Origin of the sequence: Hyphomicrobium sp. 802, from assembly GCF_000526135.1 — a bacterium.
In the GTDB taxonomy this organism is placed as follows: Bacteria; Pseudomonadota; Alphaproteobacteria; order Rhizobiales; family Hyphomicrobiaceae; genus Hyphomicrobium_B.
This window is the reverse complement of the sequence record NZ_JAFM01000001.1, coordinates 1,929,745-1,954,328: the sequence shown is the minus strand read 5'-3', so window position 1 is coordinate 1,954,328 and position 24,584 is coordinate 1,929,745. Positions and strand designations below refer to the sequence as shown.

The window sequence follows — 24,584 nt, the reverse complement described above, 5'->3', positions numbered from 1 at the left end:
ACTCAAGGCTTGATCAAAAGATGCTCGCGCTCCTTGAGCGCTTCCAGAATAGCGGCCGATCCGGAGATCACACACTGCTCCGGCTGTTCGGGTACATGAACTTTGACGCCGATCCGCCGTTCGAGTTCCTGATCGAGCTTTGCAAGCTTCGATCCGCCTCCCGACAGGTGAATGCCGCGCTCGCAAATATCGGTCGAAATCTCGGGCGGAAGGTCCTCGATGGTGTGTTGTATGAACTCGGCAATTTTCTCGATCGGCGGCTCAAGCGCCTCCGCGATATCTTGCGGGCTCAGCGTGACCGTCTTGGGCTTACCCTCGCGAATCTCGCGGCCGCGAATGACGATCTCGGCCGTCTCGCCGTTGACGACGCGCGACGCCGACCCTGCCTCGATCTTGATGCGCTCAGCGTTCGCTTCGCCGATCAGCAGTTGATGACGGCGACGGACATAGCGCACGATGGCTTCGTCCATCGCATTGCCGCCGCAGCGGATCGAGCTGGCCTGCACGACGCCACCTAGCGACAGCACCGCAACGTCCGTCGTACCGCCGCCGATATCGACCACCATCGAGCCCTTAGGCTCGTCAATCGGCAGCCCAGCGCCGATAGCGGCCGCCACAGGTTCTTCGACCAGGTAGACCTTCCGCGCCCCCGCCAGCATCGCGGTTTCATAGACCGCGCGCCGCTCGACGGGCGTCGCGCCGGCAGGCACGCAGATCAGGATGCGCGGCCGAATGAACTCAACGAGGGACTTGGTGCGGCCGATGAATTGCCGCAGCATTTCTTCCGTGGCGACGAAATCGGCGATGACGCCATCGCGCAGCGGCCGAATCGTCTCGATGCTTTCCGGCGTCCGCCCTAGCATCTGTTTCGCCTTCTCGCCGACGGCCAGAACTTCGCGAACGCCGCCGCGCGAGCGAATGGCGACCACCGAAGGCTCGTTCAGGATCACACCGCGTCCGGCGACGAAAACGAGCGTGTTGGCCGTGCCGAGATCGATGGCAATGCTGTCGGAGAAAGCTCTTTTGACACCTAAACCAAACATCCCGTGAATCCGGCCCACTTCATGTCGCCCAGCTTATGGGACGTACGGCGTTAATCAAGGTCGCCCACCATCGAGAACGACTTGAGTGCCCGAATGGTTACCGGTCACAGCATGTTCATACACAGGCAAGCGCCGGCGGGGTAGCATGCTACGAACGTGGCACGCTGCCCCGACCAAAGTCCGACGAAATTCGGGCTTTTTGCTTAGAACGCCTGCTGTGCCTGCGCCGTTTTCTGGCGTTTGACGACGAGCTTATTGAGCGCTGCGACGTAGGCCCGCGCCGAGGCGACGAGCGTATCGGGATCGGCCGACCGCCCCGTTACAGCCCGGCCCTCTTCTTCGAGCCGCACCGAAACTTCAGCTTGGGCGTCCGTCCCCTCGGTCACCGCGTGCACCTGATAGAGTGCCAAGCGCGCGTTATTCGGCAACAGTTGCTTGATGGCGTTGAAAGTTGCATCAACAGGTCCGTTGCCGACAGCCTGCACCGTCTTCGACTGGCCGTCGATATCGAGCGTCAGCGTCGCCGTCTGGGGTCCCATCGTTCCGGCAATGACCGTCAACGCCGTCACCTTCACGGCATCGTTCATGTGCGCGACGCCCTCATCGACCAGCGCTTCAATGTCCTCGTCATAGATGTGCTTTTTTCGGTCGGCGAGCGCCTTGAAGCGATTGAAGGCGTCTTCCATAGCGTTATCGCCGAGATTGTAGCCCAGTTCCTTGAGCTTCGACTTAAACGCTGCGCGACCCGAGTGCTTGCCCATGACGAGCGACGACTTCATGACGCCGACGGACTCGGGCGTCATGATTTCGTACGTCTCGGTATTCTTCAAAACGCCATCCTGGTGGATGCCGCTCTCGTGCGCGAAGGCGTTCCGGCCGACGATGGCCTTGTTGTACTGCACCGGGAAATTCGTGACTGCCGACACGAGCTTCGAGGCCCGCGACAGCATCTCCGACTTGATGCCGGTGTGATAGGAGAGCAGATCGTGGCGCGTGCGGATCGCCATGACGATCTCTTCCAGCGCCGCGTTGCCTGCACGCTCGCCGAGACCGTTGATCGTGCACTCGATCTGTCGCGCACCCGCGCGAATACCTGCCAGCGAGTTCGCCACCGCGAGGCCGAGGTCGTCGTGGCAATGGGTCGAGATCACAACCTTGTCCATGCCCGGAACGCGCGTCTTCAGCATCGTGATGAGGTCGAAATATTCCTCCGGCAGCGCGTAGCCGACAGTGTCGGGAATATTGATCGTCGTCGCACCGGCTTTGATCGCTGCTTCGACCACACGACACAGATAATCGTGCTCGGTCCGCGTGGCGTCCATCGCGCTCCACTCGACGTCGTCGGTGTAGCCGCGCGCCCGCGTCACCGAAGCGACGACGCGCTCATAGACCTGTTCTTGGCTGAGCTGGAGTTGGTGCTGGCGATGCAGCGGCGACGTGCCGATAAATGTGTGAATGCGGCCACGCTTCGCTGGCTTGATCGCTTCGCCCGCCCGATCGATGTCGTTGAAGTTCGCTCGCGCCAGGCCACAGATGACCGACTGCTTGGCGAGCTTGGCGATTTCCGTCACCGCCTCGAAGTCGCCTTCCGACGCGATCGGAAAGCCCGCTTCGATGATGTCGACACCCATGGAATCGAGAAGCTCGGCGACTTGCAGCTTCTCCTCGAACGTCATCGTAGCGCCGGGGCACTGCTCACCGTCGCGCAGAGTTGTATCAAAAATGATGATCTTATCGTCGTCGCGCTGCTGTTCGGGCGCAGCGCCTTTGCTTGGGGACGTCATTGTATTCATCCTTTGCCGGGCGACCTCTGGGGCTCGCCACCGATCGCTCTCAATCTCGAAGTCCTGGCCGTCCAATCCCCTGGGCACCAACCCGGCGGACAGCCGGGCGTCATGCGGCCCAGGGGCCGGTAAGGAGAAGCGAAAGCAGGAGCTTGGGCGCAAAAGATCCGCCGCGCGTGCTCGAAAGCGGCGCAAAAGAAACGGCGATGTCGGTCGCGCAAGCCATAACGGCAATTAATCCAAGAAAACCGGCCAAAGGTCCAGTCTGGCGTCAATAGCCGATCTGCCCCCCGAAAATCAAGCTGTCCTACCGTCGCGCCGCTGCGGGGGGCCAAACTGGCGCCGAGACGGATTTTACAGGCTTTGCCGTTTCATAACCTCAAGCCATCCAATTTTGAAACATTGCCAACATTGATCAGCCTCAATTCGGCCCGAGCGCTTATATGCCGGTGTAGTCCAATAGGTTTCGTGGAGAATTTTTCGTGACCGTCGCCACAAATTCATCTGTCAACTCTAGCAGCTACCCTCCGTCAGCGATCGCGCTGCACTGGATCATGGCAGTATTGATCGCGGCTGTATTCACCGCCATCGAACTGAAGGGCTACTATCCGAAGGGCAGCGAGACACGAGCTCTTCTTGCTTCAATTCATATGATGCTAGGCATCACGGTGTTGCTGCTGGTCATCATCCGCATCGGCATTCGCTCGCACAACGGCACGCCGCCGATCATTCCTCGCCCGGCAGTATGGCAGACCGCCATCGCACACCTGACCCATTTCATCCTCTACGCCGCAATGATCGGTATGCCTCTGCTTGGCTGGATCATGGTAAGCGCGGCCGGTCACTCCGTGCCCTTCTACGGGCTTTCACTTCCGCCAATAGTTGGTGAGGATAAAGCCCTCTCCCACAATCTGGAAGAAATCCACGAGTTCATCGGCAACGCTCTTTACTATGTAATCGGCCTCCACGCCGTTGGCGCGTTGTTCCACCACTACGTGCTGAGGGACAACACGCTGATACGGATGGTGCGGCCGGCGCGCTGAAGTGATCTCCTCTCCCACTGGAGAGAGGAGATTGTGATGTCAGATATCGCCGCTTACCACTGTCATCCTCGGGCTTGTCCCGAGGATCCCTCGGGCATCGCCACCCCCATCAAAATGGGTCCTCAGCATAAAGCCGAGGATGACAAGGCGCTCAGAGCTTGAGCACGCCCTCGGCCACGCGCACCGCGTAGCCGCCGATGCGAACGCCGTCGAGCTTGCCACGCACAATCGACATCGTCAGCGAAATGGCGCTTGGCCGGCCCATCTCGAAGCCCTGCTCGATCGGGCGCTTGTGCATGCCGTCGGGAAGCGCGTCGAAGCCTTGGACAACATAGGCAAAGCTTGCAGCCGCCGACCCCGTCGCCGGATCTTCCGGCACGCCGATGTCGGGCGCGAACATCCGCGCATGAAACGCCGATTGCGTGCGCACGCACTGACGCGTGTAGAGATAGACGCCCAAAATCCCGCGGTCGCCGAACGCTCTCGCCCAGTGCTGCGGCGCGACGCGAACCTTCGCCATCGCTTCGAGATTGGCCACGGGAATGTAGGCAAACGCTGGAACGCCGCGGATCAGCGTCGGCTTGTGATTTTCAAACCCGATCTCCGCCGGAATGAGCCCGACCGATGCCGCGATCTGCTCCGGTTCGGAAAGCGATTCGATCGGGTTCGTTATCTTCGGCGCGTCGAACTCGCCGAACGATGCCCCACCGCCCCGCATCCGCACGCCGACGCGAATGCTGCCGACTTCCTCTTCGAGCGCGATGATCGCATCGCCATGGCCGTTGCCAAGCGGCGCACGCAACTCGGCCAACAGGATCGCCGTTCCGATCGTCGGATGACCGGCGAACGGCAGCTCACGCGTTGGCGTAAAGATGCGAATGCGCGCCGTGTGACCGGGACTCGTCGAGGTCAACACGAAGACCGTTTCGGAGAGATTAAACTCGCGCGCAATGGTCTGCATTTCCGTGGCGCTCAAATGATCGGCGCCAAGAACCACCGCAACCGGATTGCCGCCGAACGGCCGCTCCGTGAAAACATCAAGAACGTGATAGTTAAGCGCCACGCGCCGGTCTCCCCGCTGTCGGCTGCGCAGCCAAACCCCGCGCGAGCGGCGGCACCATGCGGCAAGGTTTTGCCTGCGCCAAGCCCTTTTTTCCCATTCGAAAGCTCTTTAGCGCCCGACCAAAAGTGCTTCGAGTAACACACGCGCATGCGGAAGAACCTTGAGATTTGCGAGATCGTCGAGGTGGCCGACCGGAATGACGCTCTCGATTTCGGGATCGTCCGTCGTCGCATTGTGGCGCGCAACCCGCGAGACGAACTCTTCCGACGTCATCGGAAGATAGAACGGCACCGCAAAGCACAGGTGTACGCCTGCCCGCGCAACGATGAAGCCTTCTTCGCGCTTCAAGCTGCTTCCGGCTTCCCCGATTTCCTCATCGACCTCGCGCTCGACGCTGCGGCCGATATCAATCGTTCCATCGGGAAGAACATCGTTCTGATCAATGAAGCCCGACGGCAGATAGGCGAAACCGTGATTGACGTTCCCCGGCCGCTGCATGATCAGCATGAAATTCCCGTCGGACGAGCGAATCAGCGCCGAACCAAAGCCGTCGATAACGCCGGATTCTGGAAATCCCTGCCCGCGCCAATAGAGATAGCTTTTGAAATCGGTCCGAATGAGCGTAGCGTGAATTTCGCTGCCGACAGAGCGTGCGTCTTTCGTCAGATAAACGATGCCGTTGAAATAATTCGAATTGAAGGCTTTCGCCTTTTCCCAATTGGCCTTGATCTCCGCTGCATACTCTTCGGCAAATGGCCAAGGCGCGTCGATCACCTTCAGCATGCAATTCGATACGACTTTCACGCCATTTTCGTGCGGAAAGCCGCCTTCGGACATATCTTGCATTCTCACCCTTCTTTATAGGCAGCGCGGAGAAAAAATCCCCGCCGCATCAGCCACAATTAAGTCTCGGTTTGATTAAAACCGAAAAGCGCCACTTCCATGCAAATTCAAATGCTCAACATGCCGATATTCGGATCGATTTCGGCTCCGGACTCTTTTCGCAGATTTTCACGTCAGCCTTTTGTTGAGCCAAGTTTGGTCATGACGCGGCCAAGATTCGACAGCCATATACCGTTAACGACAGCGTCGCTGGGGGGCGACAGTCAAGATCTCCCAGCACCTCTGAGCCGGTTTCAAATCCTGGTGTTGCGCCAGGGTTGTAGAGCGGTGAGGTGCCCATGGGATCATCTGCCGCCCGATGGAAACTCCATCGGGCTCACGCAGCGGTCGCGCTGCGTCAGAGCCCCTTCAAATCCGAAGATGCCGTGTATGCGGCAGTATTCGGAAACGGGCGGCAGAGGTCCCCGCTCCTCTGCCGCCCGCGTTAGTCCCGGCCTGCGCCCGCAAGGGCCAAGGCTGGAAATGACGTGGACCGCCCGCGCTGCCGCACGTAAACCCTCCCCAAGAGCGCGGCAGTGCGGGTTGGTTCCGCGTTATCGCTGACAGTCTCCCGCTCCATCCCTGTACTTTGGACCTAACGTCATCGGGCGGCGCAGGCGGGATGCAGCCGCATAGCTCTCCCGAGATCACGCCGCGGCCCGCTCGACGATTTGCTGGCGGCCGCAAGCTTTGCCGCTCAATGGAAACGGAGTCTTGGGCCGAGCCCCAGGATGACACTTTCATCTGAAATCAAATGCGCAACAAAAAACGCGGCAGCCGGGACGGCCACCGCGCTTTTTTGAAACCCTCCTGCGCGCCAAAGCGCGTCGCGGATCAGTTTTTGCCCTTGTCCACAAGCTTGCTCTTGCCGATCCAAGGCATCATACCGCGCAGCTTCGCGCCGACCTCCTCGACCTGGTGCGCATCGTGCGAGAGGAAAAACCCGCGATGAATGCTCAATATTTGTAGGTCAGGCTGGTCGTAATCGTACGGGCCTCGCCGATGAAGCAGTCGCCACGAGCGAGACAAGTGCTGTAATACAGCTTGTTTTCGAGGTTCTTGCCGTTGAGCTGCCAGCGCCAATGTTCGGTTTCATAAGCGATCATGGCATCAAAGAGCGTCACATCCGGAACTTGTATCGTGTTCGTTTCGTCCCACGATGCGCCGATGTAACGAACGCCGCCGCCCATGGACCAGCCCTTAAGACCAGGCTGATCGAAATCCCAGACCGCCCAAAGCGACGCAACATTTTTGGGGATCGATTCGATCTGGTTGCCCGCGTACTCGTAATCGCCAGCGTATTCAGCTTGCGTATACGAATAGCCGAGAACGCTCTTGAGATTTTTCGTCAGCCTGCCAACCAACTCGATTTCGAAGCCTTTGACTTCGGCCTTGCCGATCTGGGCAGAATAGTTAGGATTGATCGGGTCCGCGACAAGGCGGCCGGTATCGTTGATGTCGTAGATCGCGCTGTTGATGGAAAAATTTGAACCGACTGGCTGATACTTGAAGCCGACCTCATATTGGCGGCCTTCTTGCGGATTGAATGCAGCGCCTGTTCGGGCGAAGCCAACGACCGGTATGAACGACTCGGCATAGCTGAAATATGGCGTGAAGCCATTCGAAAACTCATACATCAGCCCGGCACGATATGTCGTCGCCTCGTCCGCTTGGCTTGAGCCGTTTGTCGTGTTGTCCACCCAGTCGTGGCGCAAACCAAGCACCGCGAGCCAGTTCCCAAGACGAATTTGGTCCTGACCATAGAGCCCGGTCTGGACAACCGACTGCCGGTCGCAAGCTGGTGTCTTAGGCGCTGCCGTAAAAGCATACGCTTCACCCGCGCAATTGGCTCCCACCCAATTCGCCTGGCCGTAAACAGGGTGATAGATATTGAACGGCCTCTCGGAAAAATCGGGGTTCGCGTCGTACGCATAATCCCAACCCTGGGTCGCATGGAAGTGTGTGAAGTCGACACCGGCCAGCACCTTGTGCTCCAGCGGACCGGTTCCGAACTTAGCTTCGAGGTTAGTATCCTGGTTGAAGACCTGAGTATCGGTGATCGACATCCAGCGATACCGCGATAGCTCCTCCTGCGCCGCATCGAGATAGTCCCAATTAACAGCGACGGCGCTGTAGTCATTGTGAATATCGGCGTAGCGCGAGGCATGCTGCAACTTCAGCCACGAGTTGAACTTGTGCTCGACGAGCACTGTGCCTGCCATGGCGTCGGTGTCGTAGTGGTCGCCCGGCTCCCCGGCGAACGTGTCCCAACTGATGTGCTTCCCGTTCACGTTGGGGAAGATGGTGCCGATGTGCGGGAAGAATTGCGCGGTGGAGCCCGTGCGATCGCGCTGAAAGTCTCCAATGACGGTGATGGTGGTGTTGTTATCCGGACGATAGCTGATGGCCGGGGCCAGGGCGTAGCGATCGTTGGGAACGTACTTCACCTGGGTATCAGCATCGCGCGCAACGCCAGTTAGTCGATACGACCACTTGCCGTCCGTGGTCATCGGTCCGGTCAGATCGAAATTGACCTGCTTGAAATCGAACGAACCGTATTGCACGCCGATCTCGCCCGCGGTTTCGGACTGCGGTCGCTTCGAGACGGAATTGATGATGCCGCCAACCGCCGCTTGTCCGTAAAGCACGGATGCCGGGCCTCGAAGCACTTCAATGCGTTCGAGGAAATAGGGCTCAAGCCGGTAATTGTAGGTGTAATAGCTGAAGGTGCGGCGCAAGCCATCGAGATATTCGGGAACTTCGGTGCTGCCGCGGATAATGGGACCGTCGGTGCGGCTATCGAGGCCGTAGCCATCTGCCACCACGCCGGGAACGTAGCGCAAGGCATCCTGCACGCTCTGCGCATCCTGATCCCGGATCTGTTCGGCACCGACCACTGAAATCGATTGCGGTATTTCGTTAAGCGGCGTGTCGGTCTTCATGCCGGTTTCGGTAGCCGCAGCAAGATAATCTGTGACGGGACCGTACGGCGTATTCCGTCCCGCTCTTGAATTGATGATGCCCGCTGGCTTTGGGGCGGCGGATGGCTGTGACGTCGTCACCGCCTGAACCGGCTTGGTCTTCGCTTTGGCTTTCGAAATCTTTTTCTTCTGTACCTTTCCCTCTACGACCATGCTCGGCAGCACGTCCGGGGTCGGAGGCGAATCGGAAGGGGGACTATCGGGCGCGCCGACTGAAGGCGATCCGGCAGCGGCTGAAGGATCGGTTTCCGCCGTCTGTGCGAAGACCGGCCATGAAGAAGCGACGGAGCTGAAAACGACGGACGCGGCAACACTTACGTACTTAGATCGAGACATATACGTATCCTGTAAGTCTGTGGCGTCAGCCGGTGCATCCCCCGCGAAAACAAGCCCGCGATGCCCAATTATATACCAAATTTGTATAGAACAAGCCGTCATCGCCGCATCGTGGGCACTCCATCGTCACGAAGTGACACATAGGCGACAGTTGTGATGCACGGCGTTCGCCTGTTCAGACCACGAGGATCTAAGAACAGAAAAAAAACGGCGGCCTCGAAAGGCCGCCGTGTGTCTGTCGAACGAAACCTTCCTGCGCGCCAAAGCGCGTCGCGGATCAGTTCTTGCCTTTGTCGACAAGCTTGTTCTTGCCGATCCAAGGCATCATGCCGCGCAGCTTCGCGCCGACTTCCTCGATCTGGTGCGCATCGTTGATACGGCGCGTCGCCTTGAAGTTCGGCTGGCCTGCCTTGCACTCGAGCATCCAATCGCGCACGAAACGGCCCGTCTGAATGTCGGCGAGCACGCGCTTCATCTCCGCCTTCGTCTCCGGCGTCACGATCCGCGGACCGGTCTTGTATTCACCGTACTCCGCCGTGTTCGAGATCGAGTAGTTCATGTTGGCGATGCCGCCCTCGTAGATGAGGTCGACGATCAGCTTCACTTCGTGCAAGCACTCGAAATACGCCATCTCCGGCGCATAGCCCGCTTCGACCAGCGTCTCGAAACCGGCGCGGATCATCTCGACGAGACCGCCGCACAGCACGGCCTGCTCGCCGAACAAGTCCGTTTCGCATTCTTCCTTGAAGGTCGTCTCGATCACGCCCGAACGGCCGCCGCCGATCGCCGACGCATACGAGAGGAACAGGTCGAGCGCGTTGCTGCTCTTGTCCTGATGCACCGCGACGAGGCACGGCACGCCGCCGCCCTTCTGGTATTCGCCGCGCACCGTGTGGCCCGGGCCCTTCGGCGCGACCATGCCGACGTCGAGGTCTTCGCGTGGCTCGATCAGGTTAAAGTGCACGTTGAGGCCGTGCGCGAACAGCAGCGCCGCGCCCTTCTTCATGTTGGCTTCAAGATGCTCTTTGTAGATATCGGCCTGCAATTCGTCAGGCGTCAGCATCATGATGACGTCTGCCCACTTCGCAGCGTCCGCGACTTCCATGACCTTGAGACCGGCCTGCTCTGCCTTCTTCGCCGAAGGCGATCCCTTGCGCAGCGCGATGACGATGTCTTTCACGCCGGAGTCTTTGAGGTTCAGCGCGTGCGCATGGCCCTGGCTGCCATAGCCGACAATAGCGACCTTCTTTGATTTGATGAGGTTGATGTCGGCATCACGATCGTAATAGACGCGCATGGGCGGCCTCTCGGGTTCCCCGGTCGAAATCGACGTTCGGGCTGGGTTGAAAGCAATGGCGGCCCGGATGGTTCTGAAACCGGGCGCCCTGAAATCTGGGCGGAACCTACAGACATCGGATCGAGGATTCAACGGCCCGCGGACACTGGCGGCAGGCCGAAACTCGGATATTTCACCGCAGCCTTTCGCCCATGCTGCATAGCGAAATTAACCCAAAATGCGTCCTCGAACCTTCAGATCATCTCCTTCACGATAGGCCATAGCGACGCGACGAGCGCGACGGCCATGACGACGTTGAAAATACGCATCGACCGCTCATCCTTGAGAAGCGGACGCAGCGATGTGCCGAAGAACGCCCAGCTCGACGCCGAAACGGTCGACATGATCGTAATGACGGTCGCAAGCGTCGCGATATCCGCCCATGGGTTATCCGGCGTGATGTAATTGGCTGCAATGCTGAGGCAAACCATCCATCCTTTCGGATTGACCCATTGGAATAAGGCCGCTTCCAGAAAGGTCATAGGCCGCGCATCCTCGCTGGCGATCGGATCGGTCGCGCCGGCGGTTCCAATACGCCAAGCCAGCCAGAGAAGATAAGCAACGCTGACGATGCGAAGAACGGAATAAAGACCGGGAACCAGAACGAGCAACCGCCCCACGCCGAGCGCAATCGCCAGCAGCAGAACGGTAAAGCCGATCACGACGCCGAGAATGTGCGCGCGCGTTCGGAAAAAACCGAAGTTCACACCGGACGCGAGCAACATCGTATTGTTCGGTCCCGGCGTCATCGCCGATACGAACGCAAACGCAACGAGTGAGAGGAAAAGTTCGTGAGACATGTCTCTTCACCAGCACGGTGAACCGGCTGCGCGTCCCGATCTAGAAAGGAAACTGCCGCCGAAGGAAAGAACTCAGCTTGCGGCGCCACGGCCGATCGCTGCGATGCCGGTACGGGAAACCTCGACGAGGCCCAGCTCCGACATCAGTTGAATGAACGTCTCGATTTTCGAGGACTTACCGGTGACCTCGAAAACGAAATGCTCCGTCGACGTATCAACGACCTTCGCCCGGAAAATCTCGGCCAGCCGCAGCGCCTCGATGCGCTTCTCGCCTTTGCCGCCGACTTTCACGAGTGCCAGCTCTCGCTCGATCGAAGCGCCCTCTTCCGTCAGATCGCGGACGCGATGCACCGGCACGAGGCGTTCAAGTTGCGTTTTGATCTGCTGGATCACCGCCGGCGTGCCGTTGGTCACGATGGTGATGCGCGACAGATGCCGCTCATGCTCGACCTCGGTCACCGTCAGCGACTCGATATTGTAGCCGCGCCCAGCGAACAGACCGATGACGCGCGCCAGCACGCCCGGCTCGTTGTCGACGACGACGGACAGCGTCCGCGACACGATCTCCTGCGAACGGGAGGGGCTCGGATAGTGCGACTGCTTTAAAGGTTCGGACATCGTCGGTCTCTGCGTTCTCAAACAAAACTTTCAACGAGGGTGTGGCCGGCAGCATAATCGGGAATGCTCCACGGCTCGGCGAGGGCTGCGTCGCGCCAAGCAACGAACGATGGATGCACCAGCATCGCATCCATATACGTTCGCGTCGCTTCGCGGACCGGAATTTGATAACTGTCGAAGCGCGTGACGACCGGCGCATACATGGCGTCCGCCGCCGAGAACGCCCCATAAAGGAATGGCTGTCCGCCGCCGAAGCGATTGCGGGCCTCCGACCAAATGTCTTCGACCCGATCAATATTGGCCTGCAAAGCCTCGGTGATCGGTGGTGTTGCAAAGCGCGCGCCGAGGTGCATCGGGCACGCTTGCCGCAAGGCCTGAAAGCCCGAGTGCATCTCATTGGAAACCGCACGCGCATGCGCCCGCGCGTTGCCGTTCCGCGGCCAGATCGCAAAGTCCGGAAATTTCTCTGCGAGATACTCGATGATCGCGAGGCTTTCCCAGACAGCCACATCGCCGTCGACAAGCGTGGGAACTTTACCCGAGGGCGAAAACTCCAGCATCCGCCCGCGGCTCTCCGGCATCCGCAGCGGAATGATTTCTTCCTCGAACGGAATGTCAAAGTGGGACAGCACAAGCCACGGCCTGAGCGACCACGACGAATAGAGCTTATTGCCAATGACGAGCTTCAACATCGTTATTTGCCGCTGCCCGTCGTGTCGTCACTGTCGGCCTCGCCCGGCTTCCTCGGCGGAAACACAGCCTTCAGAAAGATCGGCATGCCGTCCTTGTCGATCATCTTCTTGAGAGCCTCGGCTTGCTTCGTCGAAATCTTGTATTGCCGGAACGCCGCGACGAAGCGGGCGCCCATACCGCGCGCGATGTCTTCCGGCGCCGGAGTTCCCATGCGCACGCGGTCTGCTTGTGGAATACGCGCATAGATCTGCGCCAGCACCTGGCTGTGCATGTAGTCCTGCGCCAAGCACGACTCGAGCCCCGGCGAATACTCGCTGGCAAGCATCTGCGTCCGGTAGCAGGCGTCGAGAAACTTCAGAACGCCTGCCGAGCCTTCACGCTGATGCAGCGCCCCAAGCCGCCGCGCTGCATCTTTGATGTTGGCGACGTGGTCCCAGGTTTGTTTGGCAGCCAACGTCCCCGGCATGACGAGGAGTGCCATCGCGAAAACCGCGATGACGGCGCCAAAAATTCCGAAACCTGTTCCCCCGTGCTTTGTCAAACCAGCACCTTTCCTGCTTCGCCGATCGCATTCTCGACTTCGTCGTCCGTGATGTTCTCGCCGAGAAGCATTTCGTTGTGGGCCTTCCCCGACGGGATCATCGGGAAACAGTTCGCAAGCTTTGCAACCCGGCAATCAAAGATCACGGGGCCTTTCGTGTTGATCATCTCGTTTATAGCATCATCGAGATCGGCGGGATGCTCGCAACGCATGCCTGTCCACCCGTAGGCTTCGGCAAGCTTCACGAAATCCGGCAAGGCTTCGGTGTAGCTTTCCGATAGGCGATTGCCGTGCAGAAGCTGCTGCCACTGCCGCACCATGCCCATGTACTCGTTGTTCATGATGAACACCTTGACCGGCAAACGGTACTGCACCGCCGTCGAGCACTCCTGAATGTTCATCAGGATCGACGCATCGCCCGCAACGTCAATGACGAGCGACTTCGGATGCGCAAGCTGTACGCCGATCGCGGCGGGCAATCCATAGCCCATCGTACCGAGGCCTCCCGACGTCATCCAGTGGTTCGGCTCATCGAAGTGGAGGAACTGCGCCGCCCACATCTGATGCTGCCCGACCTCCGTCGTGAAATAGGTGTCGCGATTCTTCGTCAGTTCGTTGAGCCGCTGACACGCATATTGCGGCATGATGATGTCTTTGGAGTTCTTATAAGACAGCGATTTTTTCGTCCGCCACCCGTCGATCTGCTTCCACCACGCCTTGTGCGCAGCCTTGTCGAGGATCGGCGCCTTCGCCTTCCACACACGCAGCATGTCTTCGAGCACGTAGGCGCAATCGCCGATAATCGGAATATCGACCATGATGTTCTTGTTGATCGACGACGGGTCGATATCGACATGGATCTTCTTCGAGTTCGGCGAGAATGCATCCACACGGCCGGTGATGCGATCGTCGAAGCGCGCACCGATGTTGATCATCACGTCGCAGTCGTGCATCGCCAGATTCGCTTCGTAGGTGCCATGCATGCCGAGCATGCCGAGCCACTGCTTATCCGAGGCCGGATAAGCGCCAAGCCCCATCAGCGTCGACGTGATCGGATACCCTGTCAGCCGCACGAACTCGCGCAACAGCTGGCTCGCCTTCGGTCCGGAGTTGATGACGCCGCCGCCCGTATAGAACACTGGGCGCTTCGCATTCGCGATCAGATCGACCGCTTCGCGCACGGACTGCTGTTCCGGCTTCAGCTTCGGGCGGTAGGTCTTGTGCTGGATGTTGGAGGGCCCAACGTAGTTGCCCGTCGCAAATTGCACATCCTTCGGGATATCGACCACCACCGGACCCGGACGGCCCGTACGCGCGATGTGGAAGGCTTCGTGCAGAACACGAGCGAGGTCGTTGATGTTCTTCACCAACACGTTGTGCTTCGTGCACGGCCGCGTAATGCCGACCGTATCGCATTCCTGGAACGCGTCGTTGCCAATGAGGTGCGTCGGCACCTGGCCGGTGATGCAGACGAGCGGAATGGAATCCATCAGCGCATCGGCAAGGCCCGTCACCGCATTGGTTGCGCCGGGCCCCGACGTCACGAGGCAGACGCCGACCTTCCCCGTTGAGCGCGCATAGCCTTCAGCCGCATGCAGCGCCCCGCCTTCCTGGCGAACCAGGATGTGACGAACCTTCTCCTGCTGGAAAAGCTCATCATAGATCGGAAGAACGGCGCCGCCCGGATACCCGAAAACGAACTCGACGCCTTGGTCAGCCAGCGCAGTCAACACCATTTCCGCGCCGGTCATCGTGCGTGCCATCGTCAAACTCCTCTACAGGCTTGCCGCCTGCCAACATTTCGAAATTGCGGGGAACCTAGGCGCACGATCCTATTTGGTCAACGCTAACGGTGAATAAATGCGAAAATTTCACGCAGTGAACTTTCCATATATTTCGTATGGACAGGCATCCAAGAAATCATATGACTTTTGAGCCAAGTTTCCTGCCGTTTGATGTACTGACGGGTCTCCGCCTGCGAGGCCGCCACCGCCTCCTCGACGCTTATCTCGCCTCGCCAAACTCCGATCAGCGGCCGAACGCCGATTGCCCGCATCGCCGGTAACCCGGCATCGAGTTGCATCTCGGACAAAGCTTGAGCCTCCTCGCCCGCCCCTTGGCGCATCATCGCGGCGAAACGCGTATCCGCACGAGCGTGAAGCTCAGCCCGGTCGACGCGAACCACCAGACGCACAGTCTCCGCTTCGTTCAAGACGGGCGCGCCCTTCAGGGTTTGCCACTCGGCCAGCGACCGCCCCGTAGACTCCAGAACTTCGAGCGCACGCACGATCCGCTGCGTATCCGCGGATTGAAGCCGCCCTGCCATGACTTCATCCCGCTCCGCAAGCTCTGCATGCATCGCCTCTGCACCGCGCCGTGCCGCCTCCGCTCGCCAATGCGCGCGCACGTCTTCATCGATCTCGGGAACAGGTGAGAGCCCTTCGAGCAGTGCCTTGAAGTAAAGCCCGGTGCCCCCGACGACGATAGGCCGCCGTCCTTGCGCCTGGGCGCTTGCAATCGCCTCTGCCGCATCGCGGACGAAACGGCCGGCCGAATACGCTTCTTGCGCCGGCACGAAGCCATAGAGCGCATGCGGCACCCGCGCTTCGTCGGCCGGCGTCGGACGCGCCGTCAGAATGCGCAGCTCCCGATAGACCTGCATGCTGTCGGCATTGATGATCGTGCCGCCAACCTGCTCCGCAATCGCCATTGCGAGCGCCGACTTGCCGCTGGCCGTCGGGCCGGCAATCAAAATGGGGCGCAGGTCTGTTTCTGTGCTACTCATGAAAAGGCCTCCTAGCGCTGTGGCACTAGGAGGCGCAAGTCAGACGGTAGAAGTCAGATTAATAATTGAGCGTGGTCCGGACGCCGAACACGGCCGCGTCTTTCTCCGGCACGGCCGGATTGTTCTCGCTTGGCACCCGACCACCGGGGTTCCAGATATACTGGAAATCAGGCGCAACCGAGAAGCCGGGCGAGATCTTCGCAGTATAGTTCAGTTCGACCACCGACTCGTAGTCGGAGATGACCGTCTGGCCATCATCGATCTGAGCCTGCTGCAGCTTGTTCGAGACATGGCCATAGGCAAAGGCGGCGCCGAATGAATCATCCTTGCGCCCCGGCACGAAGCCAGTGAACACGATGCCGGTATCGACGTAGGTGTTGATCAGGTTCTGCTTATCCGGCGAACCACCGAGGCGAACGAATGCGCTGACCGCGTCATCATGCGCACCCTTCCAGATCTGCTGGTCGATGATGCCATAGACGCCGGAGCTGGTATCCAGCTCGTTCGGATTGAGAAATTCCGGCGCGTAATGATTGAACTGCTTCCAGCCGCCGAACTTGAACGTGCCGGGCATGCCGATGTTATATTTATACTGCGCTTCGACCATCAGCAGCGGCGCATCCTGCAGACGGAAGTTCACGCCATGCGGGTTGTCGGCCTGCGGATCATCCGCAAACGGATCCGCCGGGCTGCCGTTGAACACCGCAGCGAGAATGTTGAGATTATCCGTCGGCTGATACTGGACACGCACGCCGAGCGACGCCAGCGGATATCCAGGACCACCGGCAGCCATGTTGTTGGCTGTCGCTGCCGACCACCCGAACGTGCTGTTGAGAAACACAGCAGCCGTATCGCTGATAAAGAATTCGCTATCGGCTGCCAGCGAACCGATACGCACCTTCACCTTGTCATCCAGCAGCGACTGCTCGAACCACAACTCGAACAAGCGCAACCGCTCGTCGCCTTCGATGTTGCTCGGTGGGAAGATGTTGCCGATGCGCTGCGTCGCCGGACCGACACCGTTCAGGTAATAGGCGCTGGCGTGAATAGCCCCGCCCTTCCAGCCGAACATCTTGTCGAGATCGAAATCCGTAAACGCGGAAACCAAGCCGTCGTAGTTCGAGCCCTGCGAGTTGCCGCCCTTAGCGACATTCCAGTACTCGCCGATGTACCCCACACCGTAGAGGATGCCCTGCTTCGCCAATGAGGCCCGCATCGGATCATCCCAATCGTGAGCAATCGAATCCTCCGGCACGCCGTTGGCAGAAGCGTCGTCAGCCTTTGCGGCGACGGTGGACACGAGAGTGCCCAGCGCAAAGACCGGCAAGATGCCGGCCACGAGTTTCGATCCCATCGTCATTCCCCCAAACGCCGGACCCCGCACCTCGACGTCCCGGCTATTGAACCTGTTGCCTCCCGGCCCAATGAACTGAACAGAAGATACTTGACGCAACCAGTCAACATTGGAATTCAAAAACAGCATCGTTGCCCACTGCCTGCCGAGGAGCTGTTGCCATTTTGCAATCATTGGGGATGCCGATCAGGTCCGACATGTCGCAGAGCGGGAACTTTTCCATCCGTCAGTAGGCGTCTCATCTTCCGGCGCAGGCGAAGCACGAATCACTTCGAAGAAAGATCAGCGCTTTTGCGCGCCGCGTCAGAAAAGGGCAGCTCCCGCCCCGTCCACCGCCGCCAGACCGCCGCAACTTGCGGACGTGCGGCCGCCCAGGCCTTCCGGACCTCCGCCATCGCCCGCGCCTTGACGACACGACCGTAGCGCCAGACCCACGATGCCCGGATCTGCGCATAAAGAGCATCCTTCCAGGGCATGAACCAGTTGAAGAGCGCAGCAAACCAGCCGATCCGCATCAGCGCCGGTTTCACCAACAGAAAGACGCGCGCGATAAGCGCCGTCGACGCGATCTTGGCCCCGACGAACAGCAAGGTCGCCGACAGAAAATGCTCATTCGCGAGCAGCCAGATCGCCACGAACTTCAGCGGCAGCAACAGCGAGGTTGGCAAGGCCAGCGCAATGAGCGCCGCATAAGGCGGCAGACGCGCCAGCAACCGCTCGATCGCCGCGATCGGCGCGAACGCTGCGAGCCTCCCGAGCAGGTTCGAAAGCGGCCGCCATCCCCACTCTTCGAAAAGGATGATCAGCGCTGCAGTAATATTAAGCGCCGTTATCAGCGGCCCGCGCACGATGCTCCAGGCCGTCCGCAGAAGCTCGCGAAGTGTCCAGATCGCAATGACCGTACCGCGCCAGAGAGCGCCGAGAATCGTTTTAACCGTCTGCCGAAATTGATCCGTACTCAACCGTTTCTCGCTCTTTCAAAACCATGCTGGCGACTGAAGCGAATTGTATCATCCGCTGCTGAACCGGGGATAAGTGTTTCCGCCCCCCGTGCGCCGCGCGTCTTTTTGGCAGCGCCCGATATGCGCGTTCCGGCCGGGAGTCAGACGCGCAACCTAAAGAGCGCGGCAAAACGGCGCTTGAGAAGTCGGCGATCCTATTCTATACGTTTTTCGTAAACAAAAAGCCGGGGTGAGGAAACACATGAAGCTAACCCATCAAATTCTGATGGCGGGGGCCATCACCCTGTCTGCAGTCTCCACTCCGCATGTCGCCAGCGCTACCGAGCACATCATTGAAATGCGCAACAAGGACGACGCCGGCAATCTCATGGTCTTCGTTCCAGGCTTCGTGAAGGCCGAAGTCGGCGACACCATTAAGTTCGTCCCGACCGACAAGGGCCACAACGCTCAGAGCGTGCCGAACATCTGGCCGGCAGACGTACCGGAAGTGAAAGGCCCGTTTAGCAAGGAAGTCGTCTTCAAGGCCGAGAAAGATGGCCTCTACGTTTTCAAATGCCTGCCCCACTACGGCATGGGCATGGTCGCCCTCGTCCAGATCGGCAAGCCCGTCAACCTCGACGCGGTGAAGTCATTCGTCGCAACGGGCAAGGCGAAACAGCGTCTCGACGCCGAAGTCGCGAAGGTGACGCCGTAACGGAATCGAGTAGAGCCCGAGGTTGTCCTGGAAGGGCCGAAGGCTAAGCTCGTGCTAACCCCGAGATGGGTCTCCCGGCCCCAGATCTCGGGGTTAGCTTTTTCATTTCAGGGCCTCGCAATGATCAAACGCAATGCGACTTTTGCAGGCTTTGCGTTATTCTGCCTCTGCTGAAACGCGAGGATGATTGCCCATGGCTTATTTGCTTGAAGAGAAGCGGCGCGACTTGGTCGCGCCGGGCAATCGCCACACCTATCTCGGAAACGGCGATGTCTTCGTCGGCCGCCCGCTCGCTATCCGTTTCGCCACCCGCGACGAAGCCGAAACGAAACGCGCGAAACTTCCAAATCCCGACAACTGGATCGTCGTCGAAGACTGATCTCCGTCCAACCCCAAAATGTCATCCTCGGCTTATGCCGAGGATCCATTCCTCCGCCAGTACGATTGCCCGAGCGCCTACTCTTGCTCGGCGCGCTCCAGTAACGACGCGTCGTTGACATCGGAGCGCCGCGGCAGCTCGCCAGCCTCTTCCAGCGCATGCACGAGATCCTCACGCGCTTTCTCCGCCTGCCGCTGACGCGCCCACAGGCTCGCATAAAGCCCGTTCTTGGCGATCAACTCGACGTGCGTTCCCTGCTCCGCAACGCGTCCATCTTCGAACACCAAAATCATGTCCGCATGCACGATGGTCGATAGACGGTGCGCGATGACCACCGTCGTCCGGTCCTTCGACACACGGTCGAGCGCGTCCTGAATTTCCTTTTCCGTATGGCTGTCGAGCGCGCTCGTTGCCTCGTCCAGCAGCAGGATCGGCGGCGACTTCAAAATCGTCCGCGCAATCGCAACACGCTGCTTTTCGCCGCCCGAGAGTTTCAACCCGCGCTCGCCGACCATCGTTTCGTAGCCGTCGGGAAGCGCCCGCACGAAATCGTCGATCTGCGCCAGCTTCGCCGCTGCGTAAACCTCTTCGTCCGTGGCGTCGGCGCGGCCATACTTGATGTTGTAGAAAATCGTATCGTTGAACAACACCGTATCCTGCGGCACCACGCCGATCGCCGCCCGCAGCGAGGCTTGCGTCACGTCGCGCAAGTCCTGCCCGTCGATCAGAATACGCCCGCTCGTTACATCATAGAAACGCAACAGCAGCCGCCCGACCGTCGACTTGCCCGCACCCGACGGCCCAACGATGGCGACCATCTGTCCCGCCGGCACTTCGAACGATACGTCTTTCAGAATAATGCGCTCAGGATCGTAGCCGAAGCGAACATGATCGAACCGGATCGCGCCGCCCGAAACATCGAGCCGCTTCGCGCCCGGCCGATCCGCAACTTCCGGATTCTGCTCCAGCACCTCCATCATGCGTTCGATGTCGGTCAGCCCCTGCTTGATCTCGCGATAGACCATGCCCATGAAGTTCAGCGGCATGAAGAGCTGCAACATCAGCAGGTTCACCATCGCGAAATGCCCGACGGTATCCTTGCCGGCGACGACATCGTTCGCCGCCATCACGAGGCAGATCGTCAGCGCAATCGTGAAGATGACCGCTTGCCCTGAGTTCAACACCGCGAGCGACGTGTAGGTCTTGATGCTCGCCTTCTCGTAAGCAGCCATCGACTTGTCGTAGCGCCCGGCTTCGCGGCCCTCGGCGCCGAAATATTTCACCGTCTCGTAATTCAGCAGACTGTCGATCGCCTTGGTGTTGGCGTCAGTGTCGCTCTCGTTCATCACGCGGCGGATCGACAGCCGCCAATCGGTCGCTCGGATCGTGAACCACAGATACGCAGCGATCATGCCGACGATGGTCACAATGTAGCGCCAGTCGAATTCATACGCACACACTGCGATGATCATGAAGAACTCGACGATCGTCGGGATCAGCGTCATCAGCGCCATACGGCTGATGTTTTCGATGCCGGTGCGTCCGCGTTCGAGCACACGCGTCAGACCGCCCGTCTTGCGTTCGAGATGGAACCGCAGCGACAGCCGGTGCATGTGCTCGAATGTCGACAAGGCGAGCTTGCGTACTGCATGCATCGCGACGCGCGCGAACATGCCTTCACGGATCTGCACCAACAGCGCCATCACGATGCGGGCGATGCCGTAGAACAGCACAGCCAGCACTGGCGCACCGACGAGCCACGGCAGCGTCTGGTTCGATGCGACATGGCCGCCCGACGCAGCGACCAGAGCGTCCGTCGCCCACTTCAACGTAAACGGCACGCCGACCGTCACCGCTTTCGCAATGACGACGATGACGAACGACCAGACCACAGTGCGCCGCAGATCCGGCCGGTCCTGCGGCCAGACATAGGGCCACAAGGCCCTCAAAACCCGAGATGTTTCGGTGGACGGAATAAGGCGCGCCAAAAGCCCGCTTCGGGGCGCGCGCACGCTGACGGAAGTTCTCTGCATTCGGCCTGAAATAGGGTCAACCGGCTGGAAAGTCCATCACCCCCGCTTTCGCGGCAGATAAATGGTCTGGCACGGATAGATCCGGTTCGGATTGCGAATCGTGTCGCGATTGGCGCGATAGATGCGGATGTAATAGAGGCCGTTGCGGTAGTGGCGGAGCGCGATCCGCCACAGCGTATCGCCGCGCGCGACGACGTAACGGCCCGGCACGAACGCCTTGCGCCCGGCATATCGGCATTGGCTCGGCGCGGCACGGCGGACGCGCGCCCGACGCACCCAGCGCTTGACGACCGGGCCGTGCGCAACGTGCGTGTTTCGGGCCTCCCGGATGGCATGCGCCTTAGGCGTCTTCGCCTCGATGGCGGGCGTTTGGCGGTCGGCGACAGGCGGTGAAGCCGCGGCAGTCTTCGCCTGGGCGGTCTTCGCCGCAGCCACTTTCGCGGCTTCTTCTTCGGCAATGCGCTGACGGTCCGCCGCTTCCTTTGCCGCAGCCTCCTGTTTGGCCTTGTCCTCGGCGGCCTTTGCAGCAGCAGCTTTTGCTGCCTCTTCCTCAGCGAGACGCTGCTGTTCCGCCGCAACCTTCGCGGCAACCGCCTTCGCCGCTTCCTCGTCTGCGAGCCGTTGCTTTTCCTGCTGGGCTTTTTCTGCCGCTACTTTGGCGGCAGCAGCTTCCTCTTGGGCGAGGCGCTGCTTCTCGGCGGCTTCCTTCGCAGCGGCTTCCGCCTGAGCTTTTTCCTCGGCCTCTTTCGCGATCCGCGCTTTCTGCGCTTCTTCTTCGGCAACCCGCTGCCTTTCAGCGGCGGCACGGGCGGCGGCTTCCTGCTTGGCTTTCTCCTCTGCAGCCTTCGCAGACGCGGCCTCGGCCAAAGCGCGCCGATGCTCTTCTTCCTCACGACGGCGCTGCTCGTCGGCGAGTTCGCGGGCTTTCGCTTCCTGAGTCTGACGCTCAGCTTCGGCTTTCGCAGCCGCCTCGCGCGCCGCTTCGTCAGCGGCCTTCTTTTCGGCGGCAGCTTTTTCCTCGGCGTCATGCTGCGCCTGTGCTGCCAGACGTGCCGCTTCGAGACGCTTCTGCTCGTCGGCCTTGCGCTGCTCTTCCGCCTGTCGCTGCTGGTCTTCGATACGTTTTGCTTCGGCCTCGAGACGCTCGCTCTCGCGACGCTGCGCTTCCGCCAGCGCCGCCGCTTTGCGTTTCGCCGCCTCGTCCTCGGCCTTCAGTTCGGCCTCGGCTGCGTCAGCCTTGCGTTTCGCTTCGTCCGCCAGCTCCTGGCTATGCTTGATGTCGGCTGCCCGCTTCGCCTGTGCCGCGAGGATGGCCTCCTCTGCATGCTGCCGCGCCGTTTCGGCGTCTTCCTCTTTTACCTGTTCCAGCTTGCGCGCGATGTCGTCGCCGCCCCCGCCTGGAGGCGCGACCGACAATCGCCGGATGATGACGCCCTGAAACTCGCGATTGGCACGCGCCAGCCAATCCTGCAGGCGATCGACCAATCCTAGCTCGCGCGTTTGCCACGGCGTTTGCTTGTCGCTCGGATCGGGCTGCGCCGGAGTGTCCGCCTGGGCCTGTATCTCATCCGGAGCATCCTGCGCCACCACGCGCTGCGAGGCCTGCGCAGACTCCAGCGTGTCCTCGTCATTGAGAGCGACCACAGCGCGAAAATTTCGGTCGATAACCGGCAGCGATAGCCCCCGCTCTGCGTCCGGCCGGTCACTGGCAGCATCGAGCGGCAACGCCAACAGCGCCGCGGAGACGAGAAGGCCCGCAGCAGCGCCCGTTCGAGCGTAACGAAACGCCGTTTTCACTGCCGTTTCTGAAGGTTCCCCGTCCTTCATAACATCGCCTTGTAGCCCCTATATTAAGGGACCTAAGCACACGTCTTGTAGCGGCGCCATGCTTCCCGGCGTAATGACCGTGGATTGATTCGGAAGCGTGACCGGATGCTCACAACGGTCACATGAGACATCTGAGGGTGGCACCCTCCGGCGCACCTGGGCAGAGCGGCGCGGCGACACTAAATAATGCAGACAGATCGTCTGAGATCGGAATACTTATGAACGAAATGACAAAAATGCCGGTCACGAAACCGGCCGACAGCAAGACCATCCAAAATTCAGCTCTGAAATCTGAAACGCCCGCCAGGATTGAAGGCGTCTGCGTCTACTGCGGCTCTGGCAAAGGCCTCGATACCGCCTATACCATCGCAGCGCGAAAGCTCGGCAAGACGCTCGCCGATAACGGCATCCGCTTGATCTATGGCGGCGGCAGTCTCGGCCTGATGGGCGAAGTCGCGCGCGCCGCGCTCGGAGCGGGCGGCAAGGTAACGGGGATCATCCCGGAATTTCTCGGCAGCCGCGAGCACATGCTGCAGGATGTCGACGAATTGATCGTCGTCGAGAACATGCACGTCCGTAAGCAGCTGATGTTCGACCGCGCAGACGCCTTTGTGGCGCTTCCCGGCGGCGTCGGCACGCTTGAAGAACTCGTCGAGCAGTTGACGTGGTCGCAGCTCGGACGCCATTCCAAGCCCATCGTCGTTGCCAACATCAACGGCTTCTGGAATCCATTCCTGAACCTGCTCGATCACATGAAGGCCGAAACCTTCATTCGCGCCGGACTGGATGTCCATTTCTCAGTCGTCGATACGGCGGAAGAGATCCTGCCCACCATCCTCGGCAAGGCCGCCCCGACGTCGGAGAGCAAAGAGCAGGAGCTGCTGCGGAAGTTCTAGAGGCCGCGACTTGCCATCTCGGAAGAAAAGGCGCTGTCGACTGTTCGATCAAAACCCATCGCATCGGACGCAAACAGCTTCGGATAGAAGCTCGCAAGCTCGGCGAGCCCATCAGCGTTGAGGTGATTTGCGTCCCGATAGAGCGGACGTCCGCTCTTGCCGTAGCGGCAGACCAGCTCATCACAGAGAAGCAGATGCAGATAGAGGACTCGAACATTCGGCATCGCGTCGAGCTTGGCCAACACCGGCAAAACGTGCCGCTCGCGTTCGAAGAAATCGGATAATGCTGTCTTCTGCGGCAGAGGCTCGTTCCAAGCGCGATGACGAGCAAACGCTAGGCTGGCATTGAAAACATTCTCCGGAACAGGTCCGATAATGAGATGCCGACCCGGCATGTGCCGGTGCGGCTGCCCGGTTGACGTTTAACACCCGTCTCACTCCCCCATTCCCCCGTTGGAAGCGAGCGTTGCATAGGACGTCCGGGAATGCACGCCCCGGCCTGTGGAGGAAGTGCACTACCGCCTGCCAAAACAT

Annotated in this window: 21 protein-coding genes; 4 read left to right on the top strand and 17 right to left on the bottom strand. The window is 60.0% G+C overall.

Going from position 1 to position 24,584, the window contains the following annotated elements; genetic code table 11:
* Window positions 1-2 precede the first annotated feature (2 nt).
* Together HYP802_RS0109875 and HYP802_RS0109870 are read right to left on the bottom strand one after the other, a co-directional pair.
* Complete coding sequence (locus HYP802_RS0109875; RefSeq protein ID WP_013947109.1) at window positions 3-1,043, bottom strand: rod shape-determining protein; 1,041 nt, start codon at window positions 1,041-1,043, stop codon at window positions 3-5.
* A gap of 203 nt (window positions 1,044-1,246) precedes the next feature.
* Complete coding sequence (locus tag HYP802_RS0109870; protein WP_013947108.1) at window positions 1,247-2,827, bottom strand: 2-isopropylmalate synthase; 1,581 nt, start codon at window positions 2,825-2,827, stop codon at window positions 1,247-1,249.
* A gap of 482 nt (window positions 2,828-3,309) precedes the next feature.
* Here HYP802_RS0109870 and HYP802_RS0109860 point away from each other — a divergent pair, with 482 nt between their 5' ends.
* Window positions 3,310-3,870 (top strand): cytochrome b, encoded by a 561-nt coding sequence (locus HYP802_RS0109860; protein WP_013947107.1) that lies wholly within the window; start codon window positions 3,310-3,312, stop codon window positions 3,868-3,870.
* A gap of 151 nt (window positions 3,871-4,021) precedes the next feature.
* On the opposite strand, the gene HYP802_RS0109855 is transcribed toward HYP802_RS0109860, so the two are convergent.
* From HYP802_RS0109855 to HYP802_RS0109795, 12 genes are all read right to left on the bottom strand, one after another.
* Window positions 4,022-4,933, bottom strand: a complete 912-nt coding sequence (locus HYP802_RS0109855; RefSeq protein ID WP_013947106.1) for a PhzF family phenazine biosynthesis protein — start codon at window positions 4,931-4,933, stop codon at window positions 4,022-4,024.
* Between the two features lie 108 nt (window positions 4,934-5,041).
* Window positions 5,042-5,779 (bottom strand): NUDIX hydrolase, encoded by a 738-nt coding sequence (locus tag HYP802_RS0109850; protein WP_013947105.1) that lies wholly within the window; start codon window positions 5,777-5,779, stop codon window positions 5,042-5,044.
* 992 nt (window positions 5,780-6,771) lie between these two features.
* A complete protein-coding gene (locus tag HYP802_RS0109840; protein WP_013947103.1) occupies window positions 6,772-9,132 on the bottom strand; it encodes a TonB-dependent siderophore receptor in 2,361 nt (786 codons plus the stop codon).
* Between the two features lie 277 nt (window positions 9,133-9,409).
* The gene (gene ilvC / locus HYP802_RS0109835; protein WP_013947101.1) at window positions 9,410-10,429 is read right to left on the bottom strand and encodes a ketol-acid reductoisomerase; all 1,020 of its coding nucleotides are present in this window, start codon (window positions 10,427-10,429) and stop codon (window positions 9,410-9,412) included.
* Between the two features lie 233 nt (window positions 10,430-10,662).
* Complete coding sequence (locus HYP802_RS0109830) at window positions 10,663-11,268, bottom strand: LysE family translocator (RefSeq protein WP_013947099.1); 606 nt, start codon at window positions 11,266-11,268, stop codon at window positions 10,663-10,665.
* 72 nt (window positions 11,269-11,340) lie between these two features.
* Window positions 11,341-11,886, bottom strand: a complete 546-nt coding sequence (ilvN, locus tag HYP802_RS0109825) for an acetolactate synthase small subunit (protein WP_024275653.1) — start codon at window positions 11,884-11,886, stop codon at window positions 11,341-11,343.
* A 17-nt stretch (window positions 11,887-11,903) separates the two neighbouring features.
* Window positions 11,904-12,578, bottom strand: a complete 675-nt coding sequence (locus HYP802_RS0109820; protein WP_013947097.1) for a glutathione S-transferase family protein — start codon at window positions 12,576-12,578, stop codon at window positions 11,904-11,906.
* 2 nt (window positions 12,579-12,580) lie between these two features.
* Window positions 12,581-13,120, bottom strand: a complete 540-nt coding sequence (locus HYP802_RS0109815) for a hypothetical protein (protein WP_013947096.1) — start codon at window positions 13,118-13,120, stop codon at window positions 12,581-12,583.
* A complete protein-coding gene (locus tag HYP802_RS0109810) occupies window positions 13,117-14,883 on the bottom strand; it encodes an acetolactate synthase 3 large subunit (protein ID WP_013947095.1) in 1,767 nt (588 codons plus the stop codon). The genes HYP802_RS0109815 and HYP802_RS0109810 overlap by 4 nt, the downstream gene beginning before the upstream one ends.
* An 83-nt stretch (window positions 14,884-14,966) precedes the next feature.
* Window positions 14,967-15,905: a tRNA (adenosine(37)-N6)-dimethylallyltransferase MiaA gene (miaA, locus tag HYP802_RS0109805; protein WP_013947094.1), complete on the bottom strand. Its 939-nt coding sequence runs from the start codon at window positions 15,903-15,905 to the stop codon at window positions 14,967-14,969.
* 58 nt (window positions 15,906-15,963) lie between these two features.
* On the bottom strand, window positions 15,964-17,259 hold the full coding sequence (locus tag HYP802_RS0109800; protein ID WP_024275652.1) for a carbohydrate porin: 1,296 nt from the start codon (window positions 17,257-17,259) through the stop codon (window positions 15,964-15,966).
* Between the two features lie 266 nt (window positions 17,260-17,525).
* Window positions 17,526-18,221 (bottom strand): hypothetical protein, encoded by a 696-nt coding sequence (locus HYP802_RS0109795; protein ID WP_013947092.1) that lies wholly within the window; start codon window positions 18,219-18,221, stop codon window positions 17,526-17,528.
* A gap of 241 nt (window positions 18,222-18,462) precedes the next feature.
* Here HYP802_RS0109795 and HYP802_RS0109790 point away from each other — a divergent pair, with 241 nt between their 5' ends.
* Window positions 18,463-18,915: a pseudoazurin gene (locus HYP802_RS0109790; RefSeq protein ID WP_013947091.1), complete on the top strand. Its 453-nt coding sequence runs from the start codon at window positions 18,463-18,465 to the stop codon at window positions 18,913-18,915.
* 193 nt (window positions 18,916-19,108) lie between these two features.
* A complete protein-coding gene (locus HYP802_RS0109785) occupies window positions 19,109-19,294 on the top strand; it encodes a hypothetical protein (protein ID WP_024275651.1) in 186 nt (61 codons plus the stop codon).
* Between the two features lie 77 nt (window positions 19,295-19,371).
* Here the strand turns inward: HYP802_RS0109785 and HYP802_RS0109780 are convergent, their stop codons facing one another.
* Together HYP802_RS0109780 and HYP802_RS22865 are read right to left on the bottom strand one after the other, a co-directional pair.
* Window positions 19,372-21,327: an ABC transporter ATP-binding protein/permease gene (locus HYP802_RS0109780; protein WP_013947090.1), complete on the bottom strand. Its 1,956-nt coding sequence runs from the start codon at window positions 21,325-21,327 to the stop codon at window positions 19,372-19,374.
* A 36-nt stretch (window positions 21,328-21,363) separates the two neighbouring features.
* Window positions 21,364-23,124: a LysM peptidoglycan-binding domain-containing protein gene (locus tag HYP802_RS22865; RefSeq protein WP_157135407.1), complete on the bottom strand. Its 1,761-nt coding sequence runs from the start codon at window positions 23,122-23,124 to the stop codon at window positions 21,364-21,366.
* A 248-nt stretch (window positions 23,125-23,372) separates the two neighbouring features.
* On the opposite strand from HYP802_RS22865, the gene HYP802_RS0109770 reads away from it, so the two are divergent.
* The gene (locus tag HYP802_RS0109770; protein ID WP_013947088.1) at window positions 23,373-24,050 is read left to right on the top strand and encodes a TIGR00730 family Rossman fold protein; all 678 of its coding nucleotides are present in this window, start codon (window positions 23,373-23,375) and stop codon (window positions 24,048-24,050) included.
* On the opposite strand, the gene HYP802_RS0109765 is transcribed toward HYP802_RS0109770, so the two are convergent.
* Window positions 24,047-24,445: an SGNH hydrolase domain-containing protein gene (locus HYP802_RS0109765; protein ID WP_013947087.1), complete on the bottom strand. Its 399-nt coding sequence runs from the start codon at window positions 24,443-24,445 to the stop codon at window positions 24,047-24,049. The genes HYP802_RS0109770 and HYP802_RS0109765 overlap by 4 nt on opposite strands.
* Window positions 24,446-24,584: the final 139 nt, after the last annotated feature.